Origin of the sequence: Bradyrhizobium sp. NBAIM01 (genome assembly GCF_020194115.1) — a bacterium.
Taxonomy (GTDB): Bacteria; Pseudomonadota; Alphaproteobacteria; order Rhizobiales; family Xanthobacteraceae; genus Bradyrhizobium; species Bradyrhizobium yuanmingense.
In genome coordinates, this window is record NZ_JADYVU010000003.1 from 311,689 (window position 1) to 330,073 (window position 18,385).

Below are 18,385 nucleotides of genomic sequence, written 5' to 3' on the forward strand. Positions count from 1 at the left end.
AGCATCGAACCCGGCTGTGACGTGACACCTGTCGCGATCGAGTGATCCCGGAGCACAAATCTTGCTGGATCGTCCGGCCCATGGCAACAAAGATCGCCGTGATTGAGTTGCCGAATGTGGAGCAGGTGATGGCCTCTTTGCCGACCGCGAATACTGAGATCACGCAGTTCTTCCGCCGATGGCTGGACACCTTCGCGGGTTATGTCCGAGAGGTCGATTACGCCTCGGCGCGGCCGCTCTTCGATCCGGACGTGCTCGCCTTCGGCACCCATAGCGACGTCATCCCCGGCCTCGATCAATGGGTCAAAACCCAATGGGACAATGTCTGGCCGAAGACGACCGACTTCCGTTTCGTCCTCGATCAGACCTCCGTTCTGGCATCACCGGACGGTATGATGGCAACCGTCGTCGCGCCGTGGACGAGCACGGGCTATCATCCCGATGGCAGCACGTTCGCGCGCCCAGGCCGCGCGACGATGGTGTTTTCGAGGAACGGCGATGGCTGGCTGTGCGTGCATTCGCACATGTCGCTCAATCGCGGTGTGCCGCAGGCGAGCCACGCCAATCGGCCGGTAAAGGCCTGGTAGCTCGACCGCGTGCACGATCGACATGCAAAAGGCCCCATTCCGGGGCCTTTTGAGTTCGAGCTGCAGCGAGCCTTATTCCGGCTGGCCGATGCTGACCTTCAGCGTGCCGATGCCGTCGACGCCGCATTCGAGCTTGTCGCCAGGCTGGAGCTGCGACACGCCGGCGGGCGTGCCGGTCATGATGATGTCGCCGGCGGCGAGCTTCACCTGCTGGGAGAGCTGCCAGATGATCTCGGGCACGTTCCAAATCAACTCGGTGAGGTCGCCCTTCTGCGCTTCCTTGCCGTTGACCGTCAGCCAGATCTTGCCCTTGGAGGGATGGCCGATCTTCGAGGCCGGCTGCAGCGCGGAGCAGGGCGCCGAATAGTCGAACGACTTGCCGATCTCCCACGGGCGCTCCTTCTTGCGCGATGCGATCTGGAGATCGCGCCGGGTGAGGTCGATGCCGACAGCGTAGCCGTAGACGTGGTCCAGAGCCTTGTCGGCGGGAATGTTCAGTCCACCGCTCTTCATCGCGACGACCAGCTCGACCTCGTGATGCAGATCCTTGGTCAGAGGCGGATAGGGAATGGTGGCGCCGTCGGGCACCAGCATGTCGGCATGCTTGGCGAAGAAGAACGGCGGTGCGCGCTCGTCATTGCCCATCTCGCGGATGTGCTCGAGATAGTTGCGGCCGACGCACCAGATGCGGCGTACCGGATAACGGCCGCTCTCGCCGACGACGGGAAGCGAAGCCTGGGGCGGAAGCGGGATGACGTAGGAGGCGGCGTTCATGCGGGTCTCGCTGCTCTTGAGGTGGAACGAACTCTATGCGGTTGCGCTGATCGGCGCCAGAGCGCCGGCGTCGTGATGCTGCAGGCGGAAGAACGAGGCATAGCGGCCGCCGCGACGGAGCAGCTCGTCATGGCGGCCCTGCTCGACGATCTCGCCGCCTTCGACAACCAGGATGCTGTCTGCGTGCATGATGGTGTGCAGGCGGTGCGCGATCACGATGGTGGTGCGGTTCTGGCAGAGATGCTCGATCGCCTCCTGCACCTGCCGCTCGGATTCGGAATCGAGCGCGGCAGTGGCTTCGTCCAGGAGGATGATCGGCGCGTTCTTGAGCAGCGCGCGCGCGACCGCAATGCGCTGGCGCTGTCCGCCCGAGAGCTGGGTGCCGTGCTCGCCGACGGGCGTGTCGTAGCCGAGCGGAAAGCCCGTGATGAAGTCGTGCGCGCAGGCCGCCTTCGCCGCCTCGACGATCTCGTCCTCGCTGGCGTCCGGCTTGCCGAAGGCGATGTTGTTGCGAATGGTGTCGCGGAACAGATAGACGTCCTGGCCGACATAGGCGGTCTGGGCGCGCAGTGATTTGCGCGAGACCGACGAGATCGGCTGGCCGTCGATCACGATGTCGCCCTGCGTCACCTCGTAGAAGCGCAGGAGCAGGCCCAGCACGGTCGACTTGCCGCCGCCGGAGGGGCCGACCAGCGCAGTCACCTTGCCGGGCTCCGCGACGAAGCTCATCCGGTTGAGCACCGTCTCGCCCGAGCGATAGGAGAAACTGACATCGCGCAGCTCGATACGGGCATCTGTCAGCTTCAGCGCCGGCTTGTCATCGTCGGACTGCTCGCTCGCGGGGCTGTCGACGACCTCGAGCAGCATACGGGCGCCGACGAGCTGGCTGTTGAGATCGATGTTGAGCCGGGCCAGCCGCTTGGCCGGCTCGGTCGCCATCAGGAATGCGGTCATGAAGGAGAAGAACGCGCCGGGCGTGGCGTTCAGCGCGACCACGGCATAGCCGCCATACATCAGGCAGCCCGCGACGGCGAAGCCGCCCAGCATCTCCATCAGCGGGTTGGAGCGGTTGGCGACGCGGGCCATCTTGTTGGCGTTGCGTTCGACGACCGCGATGTTCTCGTCGATGCGCCTCTGCATGGTCTCTTCGAGCGTGAACGCCTTGACGGTGCGGATGCCCTGAAGCGATTCCTGCATCGTCTCCATGATGTCGGCGGTGCCGGTGAACTGGTTGAAGGCGAGGCCCTTGATGCGCTTGACCAGCTTGCGCAGCACCAGCATCGCCGGGGGCACTGCGACGAGGCCGATGAACGACATCAGCGGATCCTGCCACACCATCACGCCGATCATGGCGAGCAGCATCAGGAGGTCGCGCCCGACGGCGTTGACCAGCATGTTGAGGACGTCGGTGATCGACTTGGCGCCGGCGGTCAGCCGCGCCAGGAATTCGGAGGAGTGCCGCTCGGAAAAGAAGCCGACGCTCTCGCGCATCAGCTTGGCGAACAGCTGGCGCTGGTTGGTGGCGAGGATGGCGTTGCTGATCTTGGTCAGGATCACCATGTGGCCGTAGGTCGCCACGCCTTTGATGAAGAGCAGAACGACCGTGATCCCCGAAAACATCGCGATGCCCGGGATGTTCTTGTCGACATAGGCCTGGTTGATGACCTGGCCGAGCACGTAGGTCGCGCCTGCGGTCGCACCGGCCGCCAGCGCCATCAGCGCGAAGGCCACGAGGTAGCGCCGCCAGTAGATGATTCCCTGTTCCGTGATCAGGCGGCGAATCAGGACCGCTGCCGCGTAGGGATCGTCGGTGATTTTCTTTGGAAACTGGGCCATCCGGTGTCCATTGACGGCGCAGGACAAAAGCCTGCCCGCGCGTCAGGGATCGATGGGCCTCTGTGCCCGCTCAAGCCGGGTTTTTCAAGCCCAATTAAGGGCTTGCGCTTGGGATGATTCTAGGCGGAGGCGGCGTGGCGGAGCTCGCCGTGGCGCTCGCGGAACAACTTGTCCTCCCAGGCCAGCGCATGGGCTGCGATGGTCTCGAGGTCGTCGTATTGCGGCCGCCAGTCGAGCAGGCTGCGGATGCGGCTGGTGTCGGCGACCATGGTCATGATGTCGCCGGGCCGGCGCGGGGCGTATTGCACGGCGAAGCTGCGGCCCGAAACCCGGCGCACCGCGTCGATGGTCTCCAGCACCGAATAGCCGCGGCCATAGCCGCAATTGAGCGTGGACGAGGCGCCGCCATTGCGCAGATAAGCGAGTGCCGAGCGATGGGCCTGCGACAGGTCCGTGACGTGGATGAAGTCGCGGATGCAGCTGCCGTCCGGGGTCGGATAGTCGGTGCCGAACACGTCGATCTTGGCGCGCTGGCCGGTGGCGGCTTCCACCGCGATCTTGAGCAGGTGCGTGGCGCCGACGGTGGCTAGCCCAATGCGCGCCTGCGGATCGGCGCCGGCGACGTTGAAGTAACGCAAGGTCACGTATTGCATGCCGTAGGCGGCTGCAACGTCGTGCAGCATGATCTCGGTCATCAGCTTCGAGGAGCCGTAAGGCGACAGCGGCCGCGTCGGCGCGTGCTCGGGCACCGGCACCTGGTCCGGATTGCCGTAGACCGCAGCGGTCGAGGAAAAGATGAAACGGCCAATGCCGCGCTTGACCGCGACGTTGAGCAGGTTGCGCGCGGTGGTGAAGTTGTTGCGGTAATAGCCGAGCGGATCGCGCATCGAATCCGGCACGACCACCGAGCCTGCGAAATGGATGATGCTCTCGATGTCGTGCTGGGCGATCACGCCTTCGAGCAGGTTCTCGTCGCCGGCATCGCCGATGAACAGCGGCACGCCTTCGGGAAGGTAGGCCGAGAAACCGGTGGAGAGATCGTCGATCACGACGACGTCCTCGCCGGCTTCCGCCAGCGCCAGGACCGTATGACTTCCAATATAGCCGGCGCCGCCGGTGACTAGCACAGTCATGATCTCACCCGTCTTCGATCAACGCGCAAGGCTAGCGCTTGCGTGGTGAAGAGGGGGTATCGGAGCGGCTGAACTGGTCACTATGCTTAATGTTGCGTATAGGGACTTTGCGAAATGGAGTGTGACGTGGCGGGTTTCCCCGGCGATCTCGAATTGATCGTGCCAAATCTGCACAGGCGCTATTCCGGGGTCACCGCGACCAACCGGATGGTAGCGCCGCGGCTGGCAAAGCTGTACCGCGCCGCCTGGTTCGGCTCGGACGCGCCGGCGGGGATCGCGCGCCTGAGCATCGGAGATCTCCTCAAGCTCTGGCGCCGCAAGCGGCCTGTGATCTGGCATGCGCGCCGCAACAACGAGATGATCGCGGGCGTTGGCTTGCGCGCGCTCGGCTGGCCGCTCAAGCTCGTGTTCACCTCGGCGGCGCAGCGGCACCATAGCTGGATCACGCGCTGGCTGATCCGACAGATGGATGCGATCATCGCGACGAGCGACATCTCGGCCTCGTTCCTGAAGGTGACGGCGACGGTGATCCCGCACGGCGTCGACACCGACGTCTATGCGCCGCCCCAGGACCGCGCTGCGGCCTTTGCCGAAAGCGGCCTGCCGGGCCGCTACGCCATCGGCTGTTTCGGCCGCGTGCGGGCGCAGAAGGGCACCGACCTGTTCGTCGATGCGATGTGCCGGCTGCTGCCGCGCTATCCGGATTTCACCGCTGTCATCGTCGGGCAGGTGACGGCCGAGCAGACGCCCTTTGCCAACGACCTGAAGAAGCGCATCGAGGCAGCAAACCTGCAGTCGCGCATCGTCATCACCGGCGAGCTGCCGATCGAAGCAGTGCAGCGCTGGTATCAGCGCCTGACCATCTACGCCTTCACTTCGCGCAACGAAGGCTTTGGTCTGACGCTGATCGAGGCGATGGCGGCCGGCAGCGCGCTCGTGGCCGCACGCGCCGGCGCGGCGGAGCTCGTCGTCGAGGATGGTGTCACCGGCGTGCTGATCCCGACGGGAGATGCCGACGCGCTCGCTGCGGCGCTCGAGCCGCTGATGCGTGATGTGGCTGCGGCGACCGCGATGGGTGAGCGCGGGCGGGCGCGGGTGCTCGAGAAGTTCAGCCTCGATGCCGAGGCGGCGCGGATCGGCGCGGTCTATCGGCCGCTGCTCTGAGGCCGTTTTCGTCTGTCGCAAACAAAACCGCGAAAACAACCCCATGCACAGTAGCCGGGGTCAGCAAAATCAAGGAGTTGGCGGAGAGTTCGAGAGATTGCGGATTTTTCGAACGAATTTTGACTCGTCGGGCAAAACAGTGGCAGGATGTCATCATCGGCCCGAGCCACGATCGCCTCAGTTCGTCACCCGCTTCCCGCTTCCCCCAGCACCCTCTCCGCAATCCCCACCACCTCGCTTGCCGCAATATTCCGCATGCAGCGGTGGTCGTTCACCTTGCAGACCGTGCTCTGGCAGGGCTGGCAGGACAGCTTTTCCTTGTCCTGCACCAGTGTCGCGGCGAGGCCGTTCAGCGGGGCCCAGAGATAGGGGCTGGTGGGACCGAAGATGCCCATGGTCGGCGTGCCCAGGGCGGCTGCGATGTGCATCAGGCCGGAATCGTTGGAGATGGCAACGCCGGCGGCGGCCATGGCGAGGATGCCGTTGCGCAAGTCCGAGCCGGTGAGATCGCGGACGCCCGGGCCGCCGGCGGCGACGATCTCCTGGGCGAGCTCCTTTTCGGCGGGACCGCCGACCACCCAGACCTCGAGGCCGCGCTCGACCAGCAGGCGGGCGGCTTCGGGATAAGAGGTCCAGCGCTTGGAGACGCCGACCGAGCCCGGGGCGAGTGCCACCGCAGCGCCGGCACCGAGACCATTGGCCTCGCGCCACCGGGCGATCTCCTCGGCCGGGACGCGCAGTTGCGGTACCGGCCATTCCGCGGGCAGGGGCGCGCCGTCGGGCTGGGCGAGGGCGGCGTTCTTGTCGATGAAGCGGGGCAGCTTCTTCTCACCCCAGCGCCAGCGGTTGAGCAGGCCGAACCGGAACTCGCCGACGAAGCCGATCCGTTCAGGAATACCGGCGAGTGCCGGCGCGATGGCCGCTTTCCAGGTCCGGGGCAGCACCAGGGCAGTGCCGTAATTCTGTTTCCGCAGCAGCCCTGCCAAGCCGAACTGGCGTGCGACGGCCAGCCGGCTGCGCGGCATATCCCAGACGATGCCGGCGCGCACCCCGGGCATGTAGTCCACCAGCGGGGCGCACAGGGAGGTGGTGAGGAGATCGACCGGCCGGTTCGGCCAGCGCTCCTTCAGGACCCGCACGACGGTGTGATTCCGCACGAAATCGCCGATCCACATGTAGGGGACGATCAGGATCGGGCGTGTGTCGCTCCGATCTGCATCACTACCAAGTTGCGAATCAATATTCATTCGTTATGAGGGCCGACCACGTGCCGATATGGCGGCTCGGTTAGCCGCTCCGGGCCGGCAGGTAAAGGCGGCAGAAGAGCAATCCCAAAACAGCTTACACTTTGGCGGATCATGCGCTAGGGCAGGATCGGGCACCTAAAATCGGGCAGGTAGGTGGAATGTTGCTGGTGACCGGCGGGGCCGGTTTTATCGGATCGAATGTCGTGGCCGCGCTGAACGAGGCCGGTCGCAGCGACGTCGTGATCTGCGATCTCCTCGGAACCGAAGGCAAATGGCGCAATCTCGCCAAGCGGCAGCTTGTGGATATCGTTCCCCCGACCGAGCTGATGGACTGGCTGAAGGGCCGCAAGCTGGAGGCCATGATCCATCTCGGGGCGATTTCCGCGACCACGGCGACCGACGGTGATCTCGTCGTCGAGACCAATTTCCGCCTGTCGATGCGCCTGCTGGACTGGTGCACGATGAATGCCGTGCCGTTCATCTACGCGTCCTCGGCGGCGACCTATGGCGACGGCACGGAAGGCTTCGACGACGATTCCTCGCTGCCGGCGCTGAAGAAGTTGCGGCCTATGAATCTCTACGGCTGGAGCAAGCACCTGTTCGATCTCGCTGTCGCCGAACGTGTGGCGCGCGGCGATCGGCTCCCGCCGCAATGGGCCGGCCTGAAATTCTTCAACGTGTTCGGGCCGAACGAATATCACAAAGGCTCGATGATGAGCGTGCTGGCGCGGCGCTTCGACGACGTCAGGGCAGGCCGCGTCGTGCAGCTGTTCAAGTCGCATCGCGAGGGCATCGCCGACGGCGATCAGCGTCGCGATTTCATCTATGTCGACGATGTCGCGCGCGTGGTTCTTTGGCTGCTCGCGACGCCGTCGGTGTCCGGCCTGTTCAACGTCGGCACCGGCAAGGCGCGCAGCTTCAAGGACCTCATGCTGGCTGCCTATGCGGCGCTCGGCACCAGTCCCAACATCGAATACATCGACATGCCCGAGCAGATCCGCGGCGCTTACCAGTATTTCACCCAGAGCGAGGTCGATCGGCTGCTCCGTGCCGGCTATAACGGCGGCTTCACGACGCTCGAGGACGCGGTGAAGGCCTATGTCGGGGATTATCTCGACCGGCCCGACCGCTTTCGCTGAGGCCCCTTTCGACCATGTCGACGCCCATTCTCGATTTCGATGCCCTCGCCCAAGCCATCTCAGGCCGCACCGTGCTGTGCATCGGCGACATCATGCTGGACGAGTTCGTCTACGGCGAGGTGTCGCGGATCTCGCCGGAAGCGCCGGCGCCGGTCATCGCCGCCCAGCGCAGCGAGATCCACGTCGGCGGCGCCGGCAACGTCGCGCGCAACGTCGCTTCGCTCGGCGCGCGCTGCATCTTCGTCGGCCTCGTCGGCGAGGACGAGGCCGGTACGCGGCTCGAGGCCGCGCTCAACGATCAAGCCGGCATCGAGAGCGTGCTGGTGCGCGACGCCTCGCGGCCGACCACGCGAAAGGTCCGCTTCGTCTCCGAACATTTTTCCACGCACATGCTGCGCGCGGACTGGGAGCAGGCGCTGGCTGCGTCCGACCAGGTCGAAACGAAGTTGATCGACGCGATCCTGCCGCAGATCGCGTGCGCCGACATCGTGCTGCTGTCCGACTATGCCAAGGGCGTGCTGACGGCGCGCGTGATCCGCCACACCATCGATGCCGCGCGCAAGCTCGGCAAGCCCGTCATCGTCGATCCCAAGAGCCTGAACTGGGCGATCTATCGCGGCGCCACGCTGCTCACGCCCAACCGCAAGGAATTCTCGGAAGCGACCCGCAGCCGCGCCGAAACGGTGCAGAGCATCGTCGAGGCCAGCGAGGACGTGATGCGGCTCGCCGATTGCGAGGCGATCCTGGTCACCCAGGGCGAGCACGGCATGACCTTGGTGCCGCGCAACGGCGGTGCCGTTCACGTGCCGGCCGTCCCGGTCAAGGTGCGCGACGTCTCCGGCGCCGGCGACACCGTCGCCGCTGCGCTTGCGGTGTCGCTCGCGGCCGGCGCGGATTGGGATACGGCGCTGCGCATCGCCAATGCCGCCGCCGCCGTCGCGGTCGGCAAGCAGGGCACCGCCAGCGTCAGCGTGGCCGAGCTGCGACGCAAGATCCTGCCGCCAGCCACGCTCGCGGCCGAGGAGAAGATCGTGCTCGATCCGGCCGCACTCGACGCGCAGCTCGCCGATTGGAACAGGCAGGGCCTGCGCGTCGGCTTCACCAACGGCTGTTTCGACATCCTTCATCCCGGCCACGTCAAGGTGCTGACCGCGGCGCGCGCCGCCTGCGACCGCCTGATCGTGGGGCTCAACAGCGACGCCTCGGTGCGGCGGCTGAAAGGTGCCGATCGTCCGGTCCAGGACGAGCGCGCGCGTGCCGAGGTGCTCGCCGCACTGGAGGCCGTCGATCTCGTCGTCATCTTCACGGAAGACACGCCGATCGACCTGATCACCCGAATTAAGCCCGGTGTGCTGGTGAAGGGCGGCGACTACACACGCGAACAGGTCGTCGGGCACGAGGTGGTCGAGGCCGCGGGCGGGGCGGTCGTGCTGGTCGACATCCTCCAGGGCTTCAGCACGACGGCGCTGGTGCATCGCGCCAGGGGAGGGAGCAAGTGACGGCGCTCGCCCGCGAAACGACCAGCGAGATGTTGCATCGCCGTCTGCGCAGCCCCGCTGCCTGGCGCGAGACCGTCGATCTGTTTGCGATCCTGACCGCGGCCTCGCTGCCCTGGTCGACATCGCTTGCGGGGATCTTCAACGCGCTGATGCTGATCTGCATGGTGCCGTTCCTCGATTTGCGCGACTTCCTGCAGTCCTTGAAGCGTCCGATCTGCATTGCGCCGATCGCGCTGGTCGTTCTCGCGCTGCTGGGGACGCTGTGGTCGGATGCCCTGTGGGGCGCGCGCTTCTATGCGGTTAATCCGACCGTCAAGCTGCTCGTGCTGCCGGTCCTGCTCTATCATTTCGAGCGCTCGCCGCGTGGCCACTGGATATTCATCGCCTTCCTGGTGTCCTGCGCCTTGTTGTCGGTGATGTCCTGGCTGGTCGCCTTCTACCCGAACCTCGCGCTCAAGACCGATCCGCCCGAGCGCGGCATCTTCGTCAAGAACTACATTGACCAGAGCCAGGAATTCGCGCTTTGCGCGGTGGCGCTCGCCTATCCGATCGTGATGCTGTTGCGCGAGAAGCGATACTGGTTCGCCGCGTTGCTGACGGCGCTGGCGCTTAGCTTCTTCATCAATATGACCTTCGTGGTGGTGTCGCGCACCGCGCTCGTCACCATTCCGATCATGTTCGGCGTGTTTGCACTGCTTCACCTCAAATGGCGCAGCATCGCGATCATCTCCGGCGCGCTGCTCGTCGGCGCCGTTCTCGCCTGGCAGGCCTCGCCGCAATTGCGCCACACCGCCGAGAGGTTTACCACCGATTACACCGGCTATGTGGAACGGGGCGAGGCAACCTCCATGGGCATGCGGCTCGAGTTCTGGCGGAAGTCGCTCGGCTTCTTCGCGGAGGCGCCGATCCTGGGGCACGGCACCGGTTCGACCCGCGGGTTGTTCGAACGCGTCGCGACGCCCGCCAGTCAGGGGCGGGCGTCAGCCGAGGTGATCGGCAACCCGCACAACCAGACGCTGAACGTTGCGGTGCAATGGGGCGCGATCGGCGTCGCCATTCTCTACGCGATTTGGATATTGCATCTGCGGTTGTTTCGCGGCGACGGGCTTGCCAGTTGGATCGGACTCCTAGTCGTGGTGCAGAACGTCTTTACCTCGCTGTTCAACTCGCATCTGTTCGACTTCCACGAGGGCTGGATGTACGTCATTGGCGTCGGCGTCGCCGGCGGAATGGTGATCCGGGAACAACAGCTCGGGGCGAAGATGAGGGAAGCCGGTTCCTGAGGGGCCACGCGGCTGGCAAGTCTTGTCGAGATGGGCTATCAGCGCGGTCAAGTTGCATTTAACTGGGTTTTCATCGGTCGGCGGATGACGCGACTTTCGCATCTCACCTCGCGCAATTTCCTGATCGCGCTCCACGACCTGCTGGCGACCACGGCGGCGCTTTTTGCCGCCTTCTATCTGCGATTCGAGGGTGGCGACGATTTCTTCGAGCGCCTGCCGCTGCTGTTCCAGATCCTGCCCTACTTCCTCGCCTTCAGCGTGGTCGTGTTCTTCCTCTGCAATCTGACCACGACGAAATGGCGTTTCATCTCGCTGCCTGACGCGCTGAACATCATTCGCGCGGCGACCGTGCTCACGGTTGCGCTGCTCGTGCTCGACTACATCCTCGTTGCCCCCAACGTTCGCGGCGCCTTCTTTCTCGGCAAGGTGACGATCGTCCTCTACTGGTTTCTCGAGATCTTCTTCCTCAGCGCGCTGCGCATGGCGTACCGCTACTTCCGCTATACGCGGGTGCGGCGTCACGCGAGGGGCGGGGAGGCCGCGCCGACGCTGCTGATCGGCCGCGCCGCGGATGCCGAAGTGCTGCTGCGCGGCATCGAGAGCGGAGCGATCAAGCGCATCTGGCCGATCGGCGTCTTGTCACCATCGCCTGCCGATCGGGGCCAGCTCATTCGCAACGTGCCGGTGCTGGGCGGCATCGACGACGTCGAGGATGTGATCTCGGATTTCGCCAAGCGCGACAAGCCCATCGCGCGCCTCATCATGACACCATCGGCTTTCGAGCCGGAGTCGCATCCGGAATCGATCCTGATGCGGGCGCGCAAACTGGGTGTGATCGTGAGCCGGATGCCCTCGCTGGAGAGCGGCGATACGCCAAGGCTCACGGCGGTTGCGGTCGAGGACCTCCTGCTGCGTCCGAGCGAGAAGATCGACTATGCTCGCCTGGAGGCCTTGATCAGGAGCAAGGCCGTGATCGTCACCGGCGGCGGCGGCTCGATCGGATCCGAGATATGCGAGCGTGTGGTCGCCTTCGGCGCGGCACGTCTCTTGATCGTGGAAAATTCCGAGCCGGCTCTCTACGCGGTCACCGAGGCGCTGGCCGCGCGTGGTGCCACCGCACAGATCGAAGGCCGGATTGCCGACATTCGCGACCGCGAGCGCGTCATGCGCCTGATGGCCGAGTTCAAGCCCGACATCGTCTTCCATGCCGCGGCGCTCAAGCACGTGCCGATCCTCGAGCGCGATTGGAGTGAGGGCGTCAAAACCAACATCTTCGGTTCCATCAACGTCGCGGACGCCGCCGTTGCCGCCGGCGCCGAGGCGATGGTGATGATCTCTACCGACAAGGCAATCGAGCCGGTGTCGATGCTCGGCCTCACCAAGCGCTTTGCCGAAATGTACTGCCAGGCGCTCGATCGCGACCTCGCAGCCGGAGCGAGCGGCAGCAAGCCGCCGATGCGGCTGATCTCGGTCCGGTTTGGCAACGTGCTGGCCTCGAACGGGTCGGTGGTGCCGAAGTTCAAGGCCCAGATCGAGGCCGGCGGGCCGGTGACGGTAACTCATCCCGACATGGTCCGTTACTTCATGACCATCCGCGAGGCCTGCGATCTCGTCATCACCGCGGCGACGCATGCGCTTGGGACGCAGCGTCCCGACGTCTCGGTCTACGTGCTCAACATGGGCCAGCCGGTGAAGATCGTCGATCTCGCCGAGCGCATGATCCGCCTGTCCGGGCTGCAGCCGGGCTACGACATCGAGATCGTGTTCACCGGCATGCGGCCGGGCGAGCGCCTGCACGAGATCCTGTTTGCCTCGGAGGAGCCGACCCGCGAGATCGGCGTGCCCGGCATCATGGCCGCGCAGCCGAACGAGCCGCCGATGCAGACGCTGCGCAAATGGAATGCGGCGCTTGAGCAGGCGATCGCGCGCGACGATCGCGCCACCATCAGGACCATCCTGAAGGATGCCGTGCCGGAATTTGGATCCACGGCGGCCTGACCATTGTTGCGCAATCCAGCGCTCGGGGAGCGACGATGAGCGAACGCAAACCGGTCGTGCTGGTGACAGGAGCGAGCGGCTTCATCGGCCGTCACCTCGGGCAGGCGCTGGTGCGCAAGGGATGGTCGGTCCGCCCCGTCGTCCGCAAGCGGCAGGGCATCGACGGCGAGGTCGTGATCGAATCGATCGGCCGCGACACCGACTGGCAGGCCGCGCTCGAGGGGGTGGAGGCGGTGGTTCACCTTGCCGCGCGCGTGCATCACAGGCGCGAGGAGCATGCAGCCCAGCTCTACCAGGACGTCAACACCGCCGGCACGGTGCACCTGGCGCGCTGCGCGGCGAGGGCGGGCGTGCGCCATTTCATCTTCATCAGCACCGTGCTGGTGCATGGCCGCAGCAACGAGGGCAGGGCCCCGTTCAGCGAGAACGACGTCCCGACGCCGCGCGGCCTCTACGGGACGTCCAAGGCGGCGGCCGAGGCAGGCCTGAGGACGCTCGCGGGCGAGAGCGACATGAAGATCTCCGTGATCAGGCCGCCCATGGTCTATGGCGCGAGCGCCAAGGGAAGTTTCGCTCTGTTGACGCGCGCGATGAACCTTGGGGTGCCGTTGCCGTTCGCCGCGATCCGCAATCGCCGCGCCTTCCTTGCCGTGCAGAACCTGTCGTCCTTCATCCTGCATCGGCTCACTCATCCAGATGCGGCCGGCCATTTCGAGATATTCCTGCTCGCCGACAGCGAGCAGTTCTCGACGCCCGAATTCATCGCGCGTCTGGCTAAGGCCTCCGGCAAGCGCCCGCGACTGTTCGGCGTGCCGCCGGGCCTGCTCAGCGGGCTTTTCCGAATGATCGGCCGGCAGGACATGCATGACAGCCTGATCGGCTCGCTCGAGCTCGACGTCTCGAAGGCGCTCGCGACCGGCTGGCGGCCGGAGGTTTCGCTCGATGAGGGGCTGCGGCTCGCCGTGTCGGCTCAGGACGCCTGAGGGCGGGAGAAGCGGCGCAGCAGGAGGGCGACCGCGATCGCGCCGGCAATCAGCGCGGGCAGCGTGACGACCACCGTCGCGGCGCGAACGGCGAGGATCGCCAGCCCTGCGAGCACGAGGTTAAGCAGGAAGACTTCGCCGCTCACCCGGGACACCGAGAAACCGTTGTCGGTCGCGCGCTGATAGAAATGCGAACGGTGCGCCGACCAGAACGGCTCGCGGCGCGCGATGCGCCGAAACAGCGTGATGGTGGCATCGGCGAGGTAGTAGGCCGGCAGCAGCAGCGCCGCAGCCGCTTGTCCGTGCAAGGCGAGCTCGAGCAGGCACCAGCCGAGCAGGAGGCCGATCGGCAGGCTGCCGACATCGCCCAGGAAGACTTTTGCGACAGGACGGTTGAACGGCGCGAAGCCGAGCATGGCGCCGCACAGCGCGGTGGCGATCAGCGCGGCCGGCCATGGGAGATCCCCGAGCATTCCCAGCAGCAGCAGCGCAGCGGTGATCGGAACGACTTCCGCCACCGTCATCAGGTCGAGCCCGTCCATGAAGTTGACGAGGTTCACGAACCAGACGCCGGCAAGGACGATGAGGCCGCGCTCCAGCGCGAGCGGCAGCGCCGGCACGATGCGCTCGGTGTCGGGGGCGGTGAACACCACGGCGCCGACGCAGGCGGCCTGCAGCACCAGGCGCACCAGCACGGGCAGCGATACGATGTCGTCGACGAAGCCGACCAGCGCGATCACGATTGTCGCAGCGACCAGCGCCGGCGGGATCGCGACATTGGCGGAGACCCCCCACAGCGAGGCAACGATCAGCGTCGCGGCGATCACCGCGATGCCGGCGCCCTGCGGGGTCGGCACGCGATGGGAGGACCGCGCATTCGGCCGCGCCAGCGCGTAGCGCTGCAGCAGGGGACGGCTGGTCCAGGTCACGAGCGCCGAGATCAGCACGGCCGCCGCAACGGCAAGCAGCAGGACCGCGCCGGCGAGCGCATCGGCAGCCGAATTCACTCCGGCACTCCGATCGCGGCCGACCCTTGCGCGGCTTTCTCGGCGCTGAGGATCCAGACCAGGCCGCCGACTGCCCCGACCAGGAAGAACACGGCGCCGAACAGCAGCGAGACGTTGACGCCCTCGTTGGCGGAAAGTCCCGCGAAGCCGAACGCAAGGCTCATCGTGGCCTCACGCACGCCCCAGCCGGCGATCGAGATCGGCATCATCGTGATCAGCATCACCGGCGGCACGAGCAGAAAGACGTCGCTGAAGCGAACCGGGGCCCCAATCGACTGCACGACGCACCAGGCGATGACGACGGCGAGCACGTGAACGAGGACCGACAGGATCGCGACGACAGGGCCGCTTGTGCCGCTGAAGATCACGCGATTGGCGATGACGGCGCAGGCGTGGATGTGATGCGTTGCCCACCAGGTCTTCAGCCAGCGCCATTTCAGCGCGCCGAAGATCAGGAAGCCGAGGCCGCCGGCGAGCGCCAGGAGGTCGACGAGCAGCAGTGCCGAGCGACCGTGCGGATCGGTGATGAGGGTGTAGCTCCAGGGCAGGCTGGCGACGATCAAGATCGCGAGCGCGACCAGGCCAATGGCGCGGTCGACAAAGATCGAGTAGGTCGCCGTGCGCCAGCCGGCGCCGGCGCGGGCGACCAGCCACAGGCGCACGGCATCGCCGCCGATCGCCGACGGCAGCGTCTGGTTGAAGAACGAGCCGATCACGTTGTATCGCATGGCGCGGCCGAGCTCGAGCGGCGCGCCGCAGGCGGCGCTGATCTCGCGCCAGCGCAGCACGCCGACGAAGATCTGCAGGAACGTGACCGCGATCGCCACACCGAGCCAGAACAGGCTGGTCAGGGTGAATCGGGAAAACAGCTCGGACAGGTCGACCTTGCGCAGCGCCAGATAGAGCAGCGCCGCGGAAATCAGGATCTTGGCCGTCGACAACAGGATTCGGCGCATCTCGTCCGCATGAACAGGGTTTGCTAAGATTTGAGGCAACCCGACGCGAGGCGCCGAATTCGGCCGCTTTGGTATGGTTTTGGCGCCGATCTTGCAATAGCCGTCGTTAAGGACGCGTCGTTGAGGCGTCGTTGAGGAGCCGTCGTTAAGGACGCCATGAGGAGATCGCGTGAAGGAACGGGGAGCCTATTGCGACCCCGTCGAGGTGGCGGCTAGACAGGATCGGGCGAGGGATCACCCAGGGAACAGGATGACGGATCGGGCGATTTTGGTCACGGGTGCGGCCGGCTTCATCGGCTTCCACGTCGCCCGGCAGCTCCTGGGCGAAGGTCGCGCCGTCGTCGGGCTCGACAATCTCAACAGCTATTACGATCCGGCGCTGAAGAAAGCGCGCCTTGCTCTGCTCCGGGACCAGCCGCGCTTCTCGTTCGTCGAGGCCGATCTCGCCGACCGCGAGACCATGGCGGCGCTGTTCGCGCAACATCGTTTTGCCAAAGTGGTGCATCTGGCCGCGCAAGCCGGCGTGCGCTACTCGATCGAGCAGCCGCAGACCTACGCCGATTCCAATCTCGTCGGCTTTCTCAATGTGCTGGAGGGCTGCCGCAACAATGGCTGCCGTCATCTGGTCTACGCCTCGTCATCCTCCGTTTACGGCGCCAACACAAAACTGCCATTTGCGGTTGCGGACCGCACCGACCATCCGGTCAGCTTCTACGCCGCGACCAAGAAGGCGAACGAGGTGATGGCGCAGTCCTACTGCCATCTCTATCGTCTGCCGGTCACGGGGCTGCGGTTCTTCACCATCTACGGGCCATGGGGCCGCCCCGACATGGCCATGTTTCTGTTCGCGAGCGCCATCATGGCCGGCAAGCCGATCCGGCTCTTCAACCATGGCAAAATGCGCCGCGATTTCACCTATATCGACGATGTGACGCGCGTCGTGTCCAAGCTGATCGATCTCGTGCCTGCGGACGATCCGGCTGCCGCAAATGCGCCGTCAAAGCTCTACAATGTCGGCAATCATCATCCGGAGGAACTGATGCACGTCGTCGGTCTTCTGGAGCGGGAGCTGGGCCGGACGGCGATCAAAGAATTGCTGCCGATGCAGCCGGGAGATGTGCTGGAAACGTTCGCGGATGTCGAGGATCTCTCGCGCGACACCGGCTTTGCACCGTCAACGCCGATCGAGCATGGGGTTCATAACTTCGTCACCTGGTATCGGGACCATTTCAAGGTTTGAGATCACGATGGACAAACGCATAATCCCCCTGATCATGTGCGGCGGTGCCGGCACGCGGCTGTGGCCCGCTTCGCGCGAGGTTCGGCCCAAGCAGTTCCTGCCGCTGTTCGGCACGCGCTCGACGTTCCAGGACACGCTGCTGCGCGTGTCCGATCCCTCTTTGTTCGACCGGCCGATCGTCATCACCAACGCGTCCTACCGCTTCATGGTGCTGGAGCAGCTCGCCGAGATCGGCATCGAGGCCGACGTAATCCTCGAGCCGATGCGGCGCGATTCCGGCCCTGCGATCGCGGCCGGCGCGGTGTTCGCGCAGAACCGCGCCAGCGAGGCGATCGTGCTCGCGCTCGCCGCCGATCACGTCGTGCAGAATAATGCCGCCTTCGTCGCCGCCTGTCGCGAGGGCCTCACCGCCGCGAATGCCGGGCGCATCGTCACCTTCGGCGTCAAGCCGGAGCGGCCGGCAACGGAATATGGCTACATCAATCCGGGCGACGTGATCGCGGGCGAGGTGCAGGCGGTTGCGCGCTTCGTCGAGAAGCCGGATGCGGTGAAGGCCTCCGACTACGTCAATTCGGGCTATCTCTGGAACAGCGGCAACTTCATGTTCCCGGCGAGCGTGCTGCTCGACGAATATCGCAGGGTCGATGCGGCAAGCGTCGAGGCCGTCACCAATGCCGTCAACAATGCCGGCCGCGATCTCGGCTTCGTCACGCTGGAGCCCGAGGCGTTCGGCGCGGCCAAGGCGATCTCGATCGACTATGCGGTGATGGAGAAGACCTCGCGCGCCGCCGTCGTGCCGGTGTCGTGCGGCTGGTCCGACGTCGGCTCATGGCATGCGGTGTGGGAGCTGTCGGAGAAGGACGCGCAAGGCAATGCCGCGCACGGCACCGCCGTGTTCGAGGATTCCCGCAATTGCAACGTCACCACGGATTCCGCGCTGGTCGCGCTCGAAGGCGTCGACGATCTCGTCGTCGTCGCGACCGCGGACGCGGTGCTGGTCTCGCGGCAGAAGGATGCCAACGGGCTGAAGCGCCTGGTGACGAAATTGAAGTCGGTCGCGCCGAAAGTCACCGAAGAGCATCTCAAGGTGCACCGGCCCTGGGGCAGCTATCAATCCGTCGACAATGGCGAGCGCCACCAGGTCAAGCGCATCGTGGTGAAGCCGGGCGGGCGGCTGTCGCTGCAAAAGCACCATCATCGTGCCGAGCACTGGATCGTGGTCCGCGGCACGGCGCAGGTCACCGTCAACGAGACCGTGAAGACGGTGCACGAGAACGAGTCGATCTACATCCCGATGGGCGCCGTCCACCGGATGGAGAATCCCGGCAAGATCCAGCTGGAGCTGATCGAGGTCCAGACTGGAAGCTATCTGGGGGAAGACGACATCATCCGGATTGAAGACGACTATCAAAGGTCGTAACCAGCAAACTCCGAATCACGCGACCCGGGCCGAGAAGCGGTATCTTTTTCGGCCTAAGGCCCGGGGAACGTGTAACTTTTTGAATCAAATCGTGTCCGGCCCGCCAGGGCGGCATTCGC

At 65.4% G+C, this 18,385-nt stretch carries 15 protein-coding genes; 9 read left to right on the forward strand and 6 right to left on the reverse strand.

Annotated elements, in window-relative coordinates:
* Positions 1–128: 128 nt before the first annotated feature.
* Positions 129–587 (forward strand): nuclear transport factor 2 family protein, encoded by a 459-nt coding sequence (locus I6F31_RS12285; protein ID WP_036015790.1) that lies wholly within the window; start codon positions 129–131, stop codon positions 585–587.
* 72 nt (positions 588–659) lie between these two features.
* On the opposite strand, the gene I6F31_RS12290 is transcribed toward I6F31_RS12285, so the two are convergent.
* The 3 genes from I6F31_RS12290 to galE all read right to left on the reverse strand — a co-directional run bounded on the left by I6F31_RS12290 (position 660) and on the right by galE (position 4,330).
* Entirely contained in the window at positions 660–1,361 is a 702-nt protein-coding gene (locus tag I6F31_RS12290) for a fumarylacetoacetate hydrolase family protein (RefSeq protein WP_036029941.1), read from the reverse strand.
* A 33-nt stretch (positions 1,362–1,394) separates the two neighbouring features.
* The gene (locus tag I6F31_RS12295) at positions 1,395–3,197 is read right to left on the reverse strand and encodes an ABC transporter ATP-binding protein (RefSeq protein WP_036015777.1); all 1,803 of its coding nucleotides are present in this window, start codon (positions 3,195–3,197) and stop codon (positions 1,395–1,397) included.
* 119 nt (positions 3,198–3,316) lie between these two features.
* Complete coding sequence (galE, locus tag I6F31_RS12300) at positions 3,317–4,330, reverse strand: UDP-glucose 4-epimerase GalE (RefSeq protein ID WP_036015779.1); 1,014 nt, start codon at positions 4,328–4,330, stop codon at positions 3,317–3,319.
* Positions 4,331–4,456: 126 nt separating this feature from the next.
* On the opposite strand from galE, the gene I6F31_RS12305 reads away from it, so the two are divergent.
* Positions 4,457–5,494: a glycosyltransferase family 4 protein gene (locus I6F31_RS12305; protein WP_225148278.1), complete on the forward strand. Its 1,038-nt coding sequence runs from the start codon at positions 4,457–4,459 to the stop codon at positions 5,492–5,494.
* A gap of 185 nt (positions 5,495–5,679) precedes the next feature.
* On the opposite strand, the gene waaF is transcribed toward I6F31_RS12305, so the two are convergent.
* Entirely contained in the window at positions 5,680–6,741 is a 1,062-nt protein-coding gene (waaF, locus tag I6F31_RS12310; RefSeq protein WP_036029947.1) for a lipopolysaccharide heptosyltransferase II, read from the reverse strand.
* A gap of 158 nt (positions 6,742–6,899) precedes the next feature.
* Here waaF and rfaD point away from each other — a divergent pair, with 158 nt between their 5' ends.
* The 5 genes from rfaD (at position 6,900) to I6F31_RS12335 (ending at position 13,643) form a co-directional block, all read left to right on the forward strand.
* Positions 6,900–7,880: an ADP-glyceromanno-heptose 6-epimerase gene (gene rfaD / locus I6F31_RS12315; RefSeq protein ID WP_036029948.1), complete on the forward strand. Its 981-nt coding sequence runs from the start codon at positions 6,900–6,902 to the stop codon at positions 7,878–7,880.
* Between the two features lie 14 nt (positions 7,881–7,894).
* On the forward strand, positions 7,895–9,379 hold the full coding sequence (rfaE1, locus tag I6F31_RS12320) for a D-glycero-beta-D-manno-heptose-7-phosphate kinase (protein WP_225185459.1): 1,485 nt from the start codon (positions 7,895–7,897) through the stop codon (positions 9,377–9,379).
* Complete coding sequence (locus tag I6F31_RS12325; protein ID WP_225185460.1) at positions 9,376–10,662, forward strand: O-antigen ligase family protein; 1,287 nt, start codon at positions 9,376–9,378, stop codon at positions 10,660–10,662. The genes rfaE1 and I6F31_RS12325 overlap by 4 nt, the downstream gene beginning before the upstream one ends.
* Before the next feature lie 84 nt (positions 10,663–10,746).
* Positions 10,747–12,660 carry an SDR family NAD(P)-dependent oxidoreductase gene (locus tag I6F31_RS12330; RefSeq protein ID WP_193760751.1) on the forward strand — a complete coding sequence of 638 codons (1,914 nt, stop codon included), beginning with the start codon at positions 10,747–10,749 and terminating at the stop codon, positions 12,658–12,660.
* A gap of 35 nt (positions 12,661–12,695) precedes the next feature.
* The gene (locus I6F31_RS12335; RefSeq protein WP_225185461.1) at positions 12,696–13,643 is read left to right on the forward strand and encodes an NAD-dependent epimerase/dehydratase family protein; all 948 of its coding nucleotides are present in this window, start codon (positions 12,696–12,698) and stop codon (positions 13,641–13,643) included.
* Here I6F31_RS12335 and I6F31_RS12340 read toward each other — a convergent pair.
* Both I6F31_RS12340 and I6F31_RS12345 read right to left on the reverse strand, forming a co-directional pair.
* On the reverse strand, positions 13,631–14,650 hold the full coding sequence (locus I6F31_RS12340) for a glycosyltransferase family 4 protein (RefSeq protein WP_225185462.1): 1,020 nt from the start codon (positions 14,648–14,650) through the stop codon (positions 13,631–13,633). The genes I6F31_RS12335 and I6F31_RS12340 overlap by 13 nt on opposite strands.
* Complete coding sequence (locus tag I6F31_RS12345) at positions 14,647–15,606, reverse strand: lysylphosphatidylglycerol synthase transmembrane domain-containing protein (protein ID WP_057028741.1); 960 nt, start codon at positions 15,604–15,606, stop codon at positions 14,647–14,649. The genes I6F31_RS12340 and I6F31_RS12345 overlap by 4 nt, the downstream gene beginning before the upstream one ends.
* A 250-nt stretch (positions 15,607–15,856) precedes the next feature.
* On the opposite strand from I6F31_RS12345, the gene I6F31_RS12350 reads away from it, so the two are divergent.
* Positions 15,857–16,846 (forward strand): SDR family NAD(P)-dependent oxidoreductase, encoded by a 990-nt coding sequence (locus tag I6F31_RS12350; protein WP_225185463.1) that lies wholly within the window; start codon positions 15,857–15,859, stop codon positions 16,844–16,846.
* 7 nt (positions 16,847–16,853) lie between these two features.
* Positions 16,854–18,266 (forward strand): mannose-1-phosphate guanylyltransferase/mannose-6-phosphate isomerase, encoded by a 1,413-nt coding sequence (locus I6F31_RS12355; protein WP_057028743.1) that lies wholly within the window; start codon positions 16,854–16,856, stop codon positions 18,264–18,266.
* Positions 18,267–18,385 lie beyond the last annotated feature (119 nt).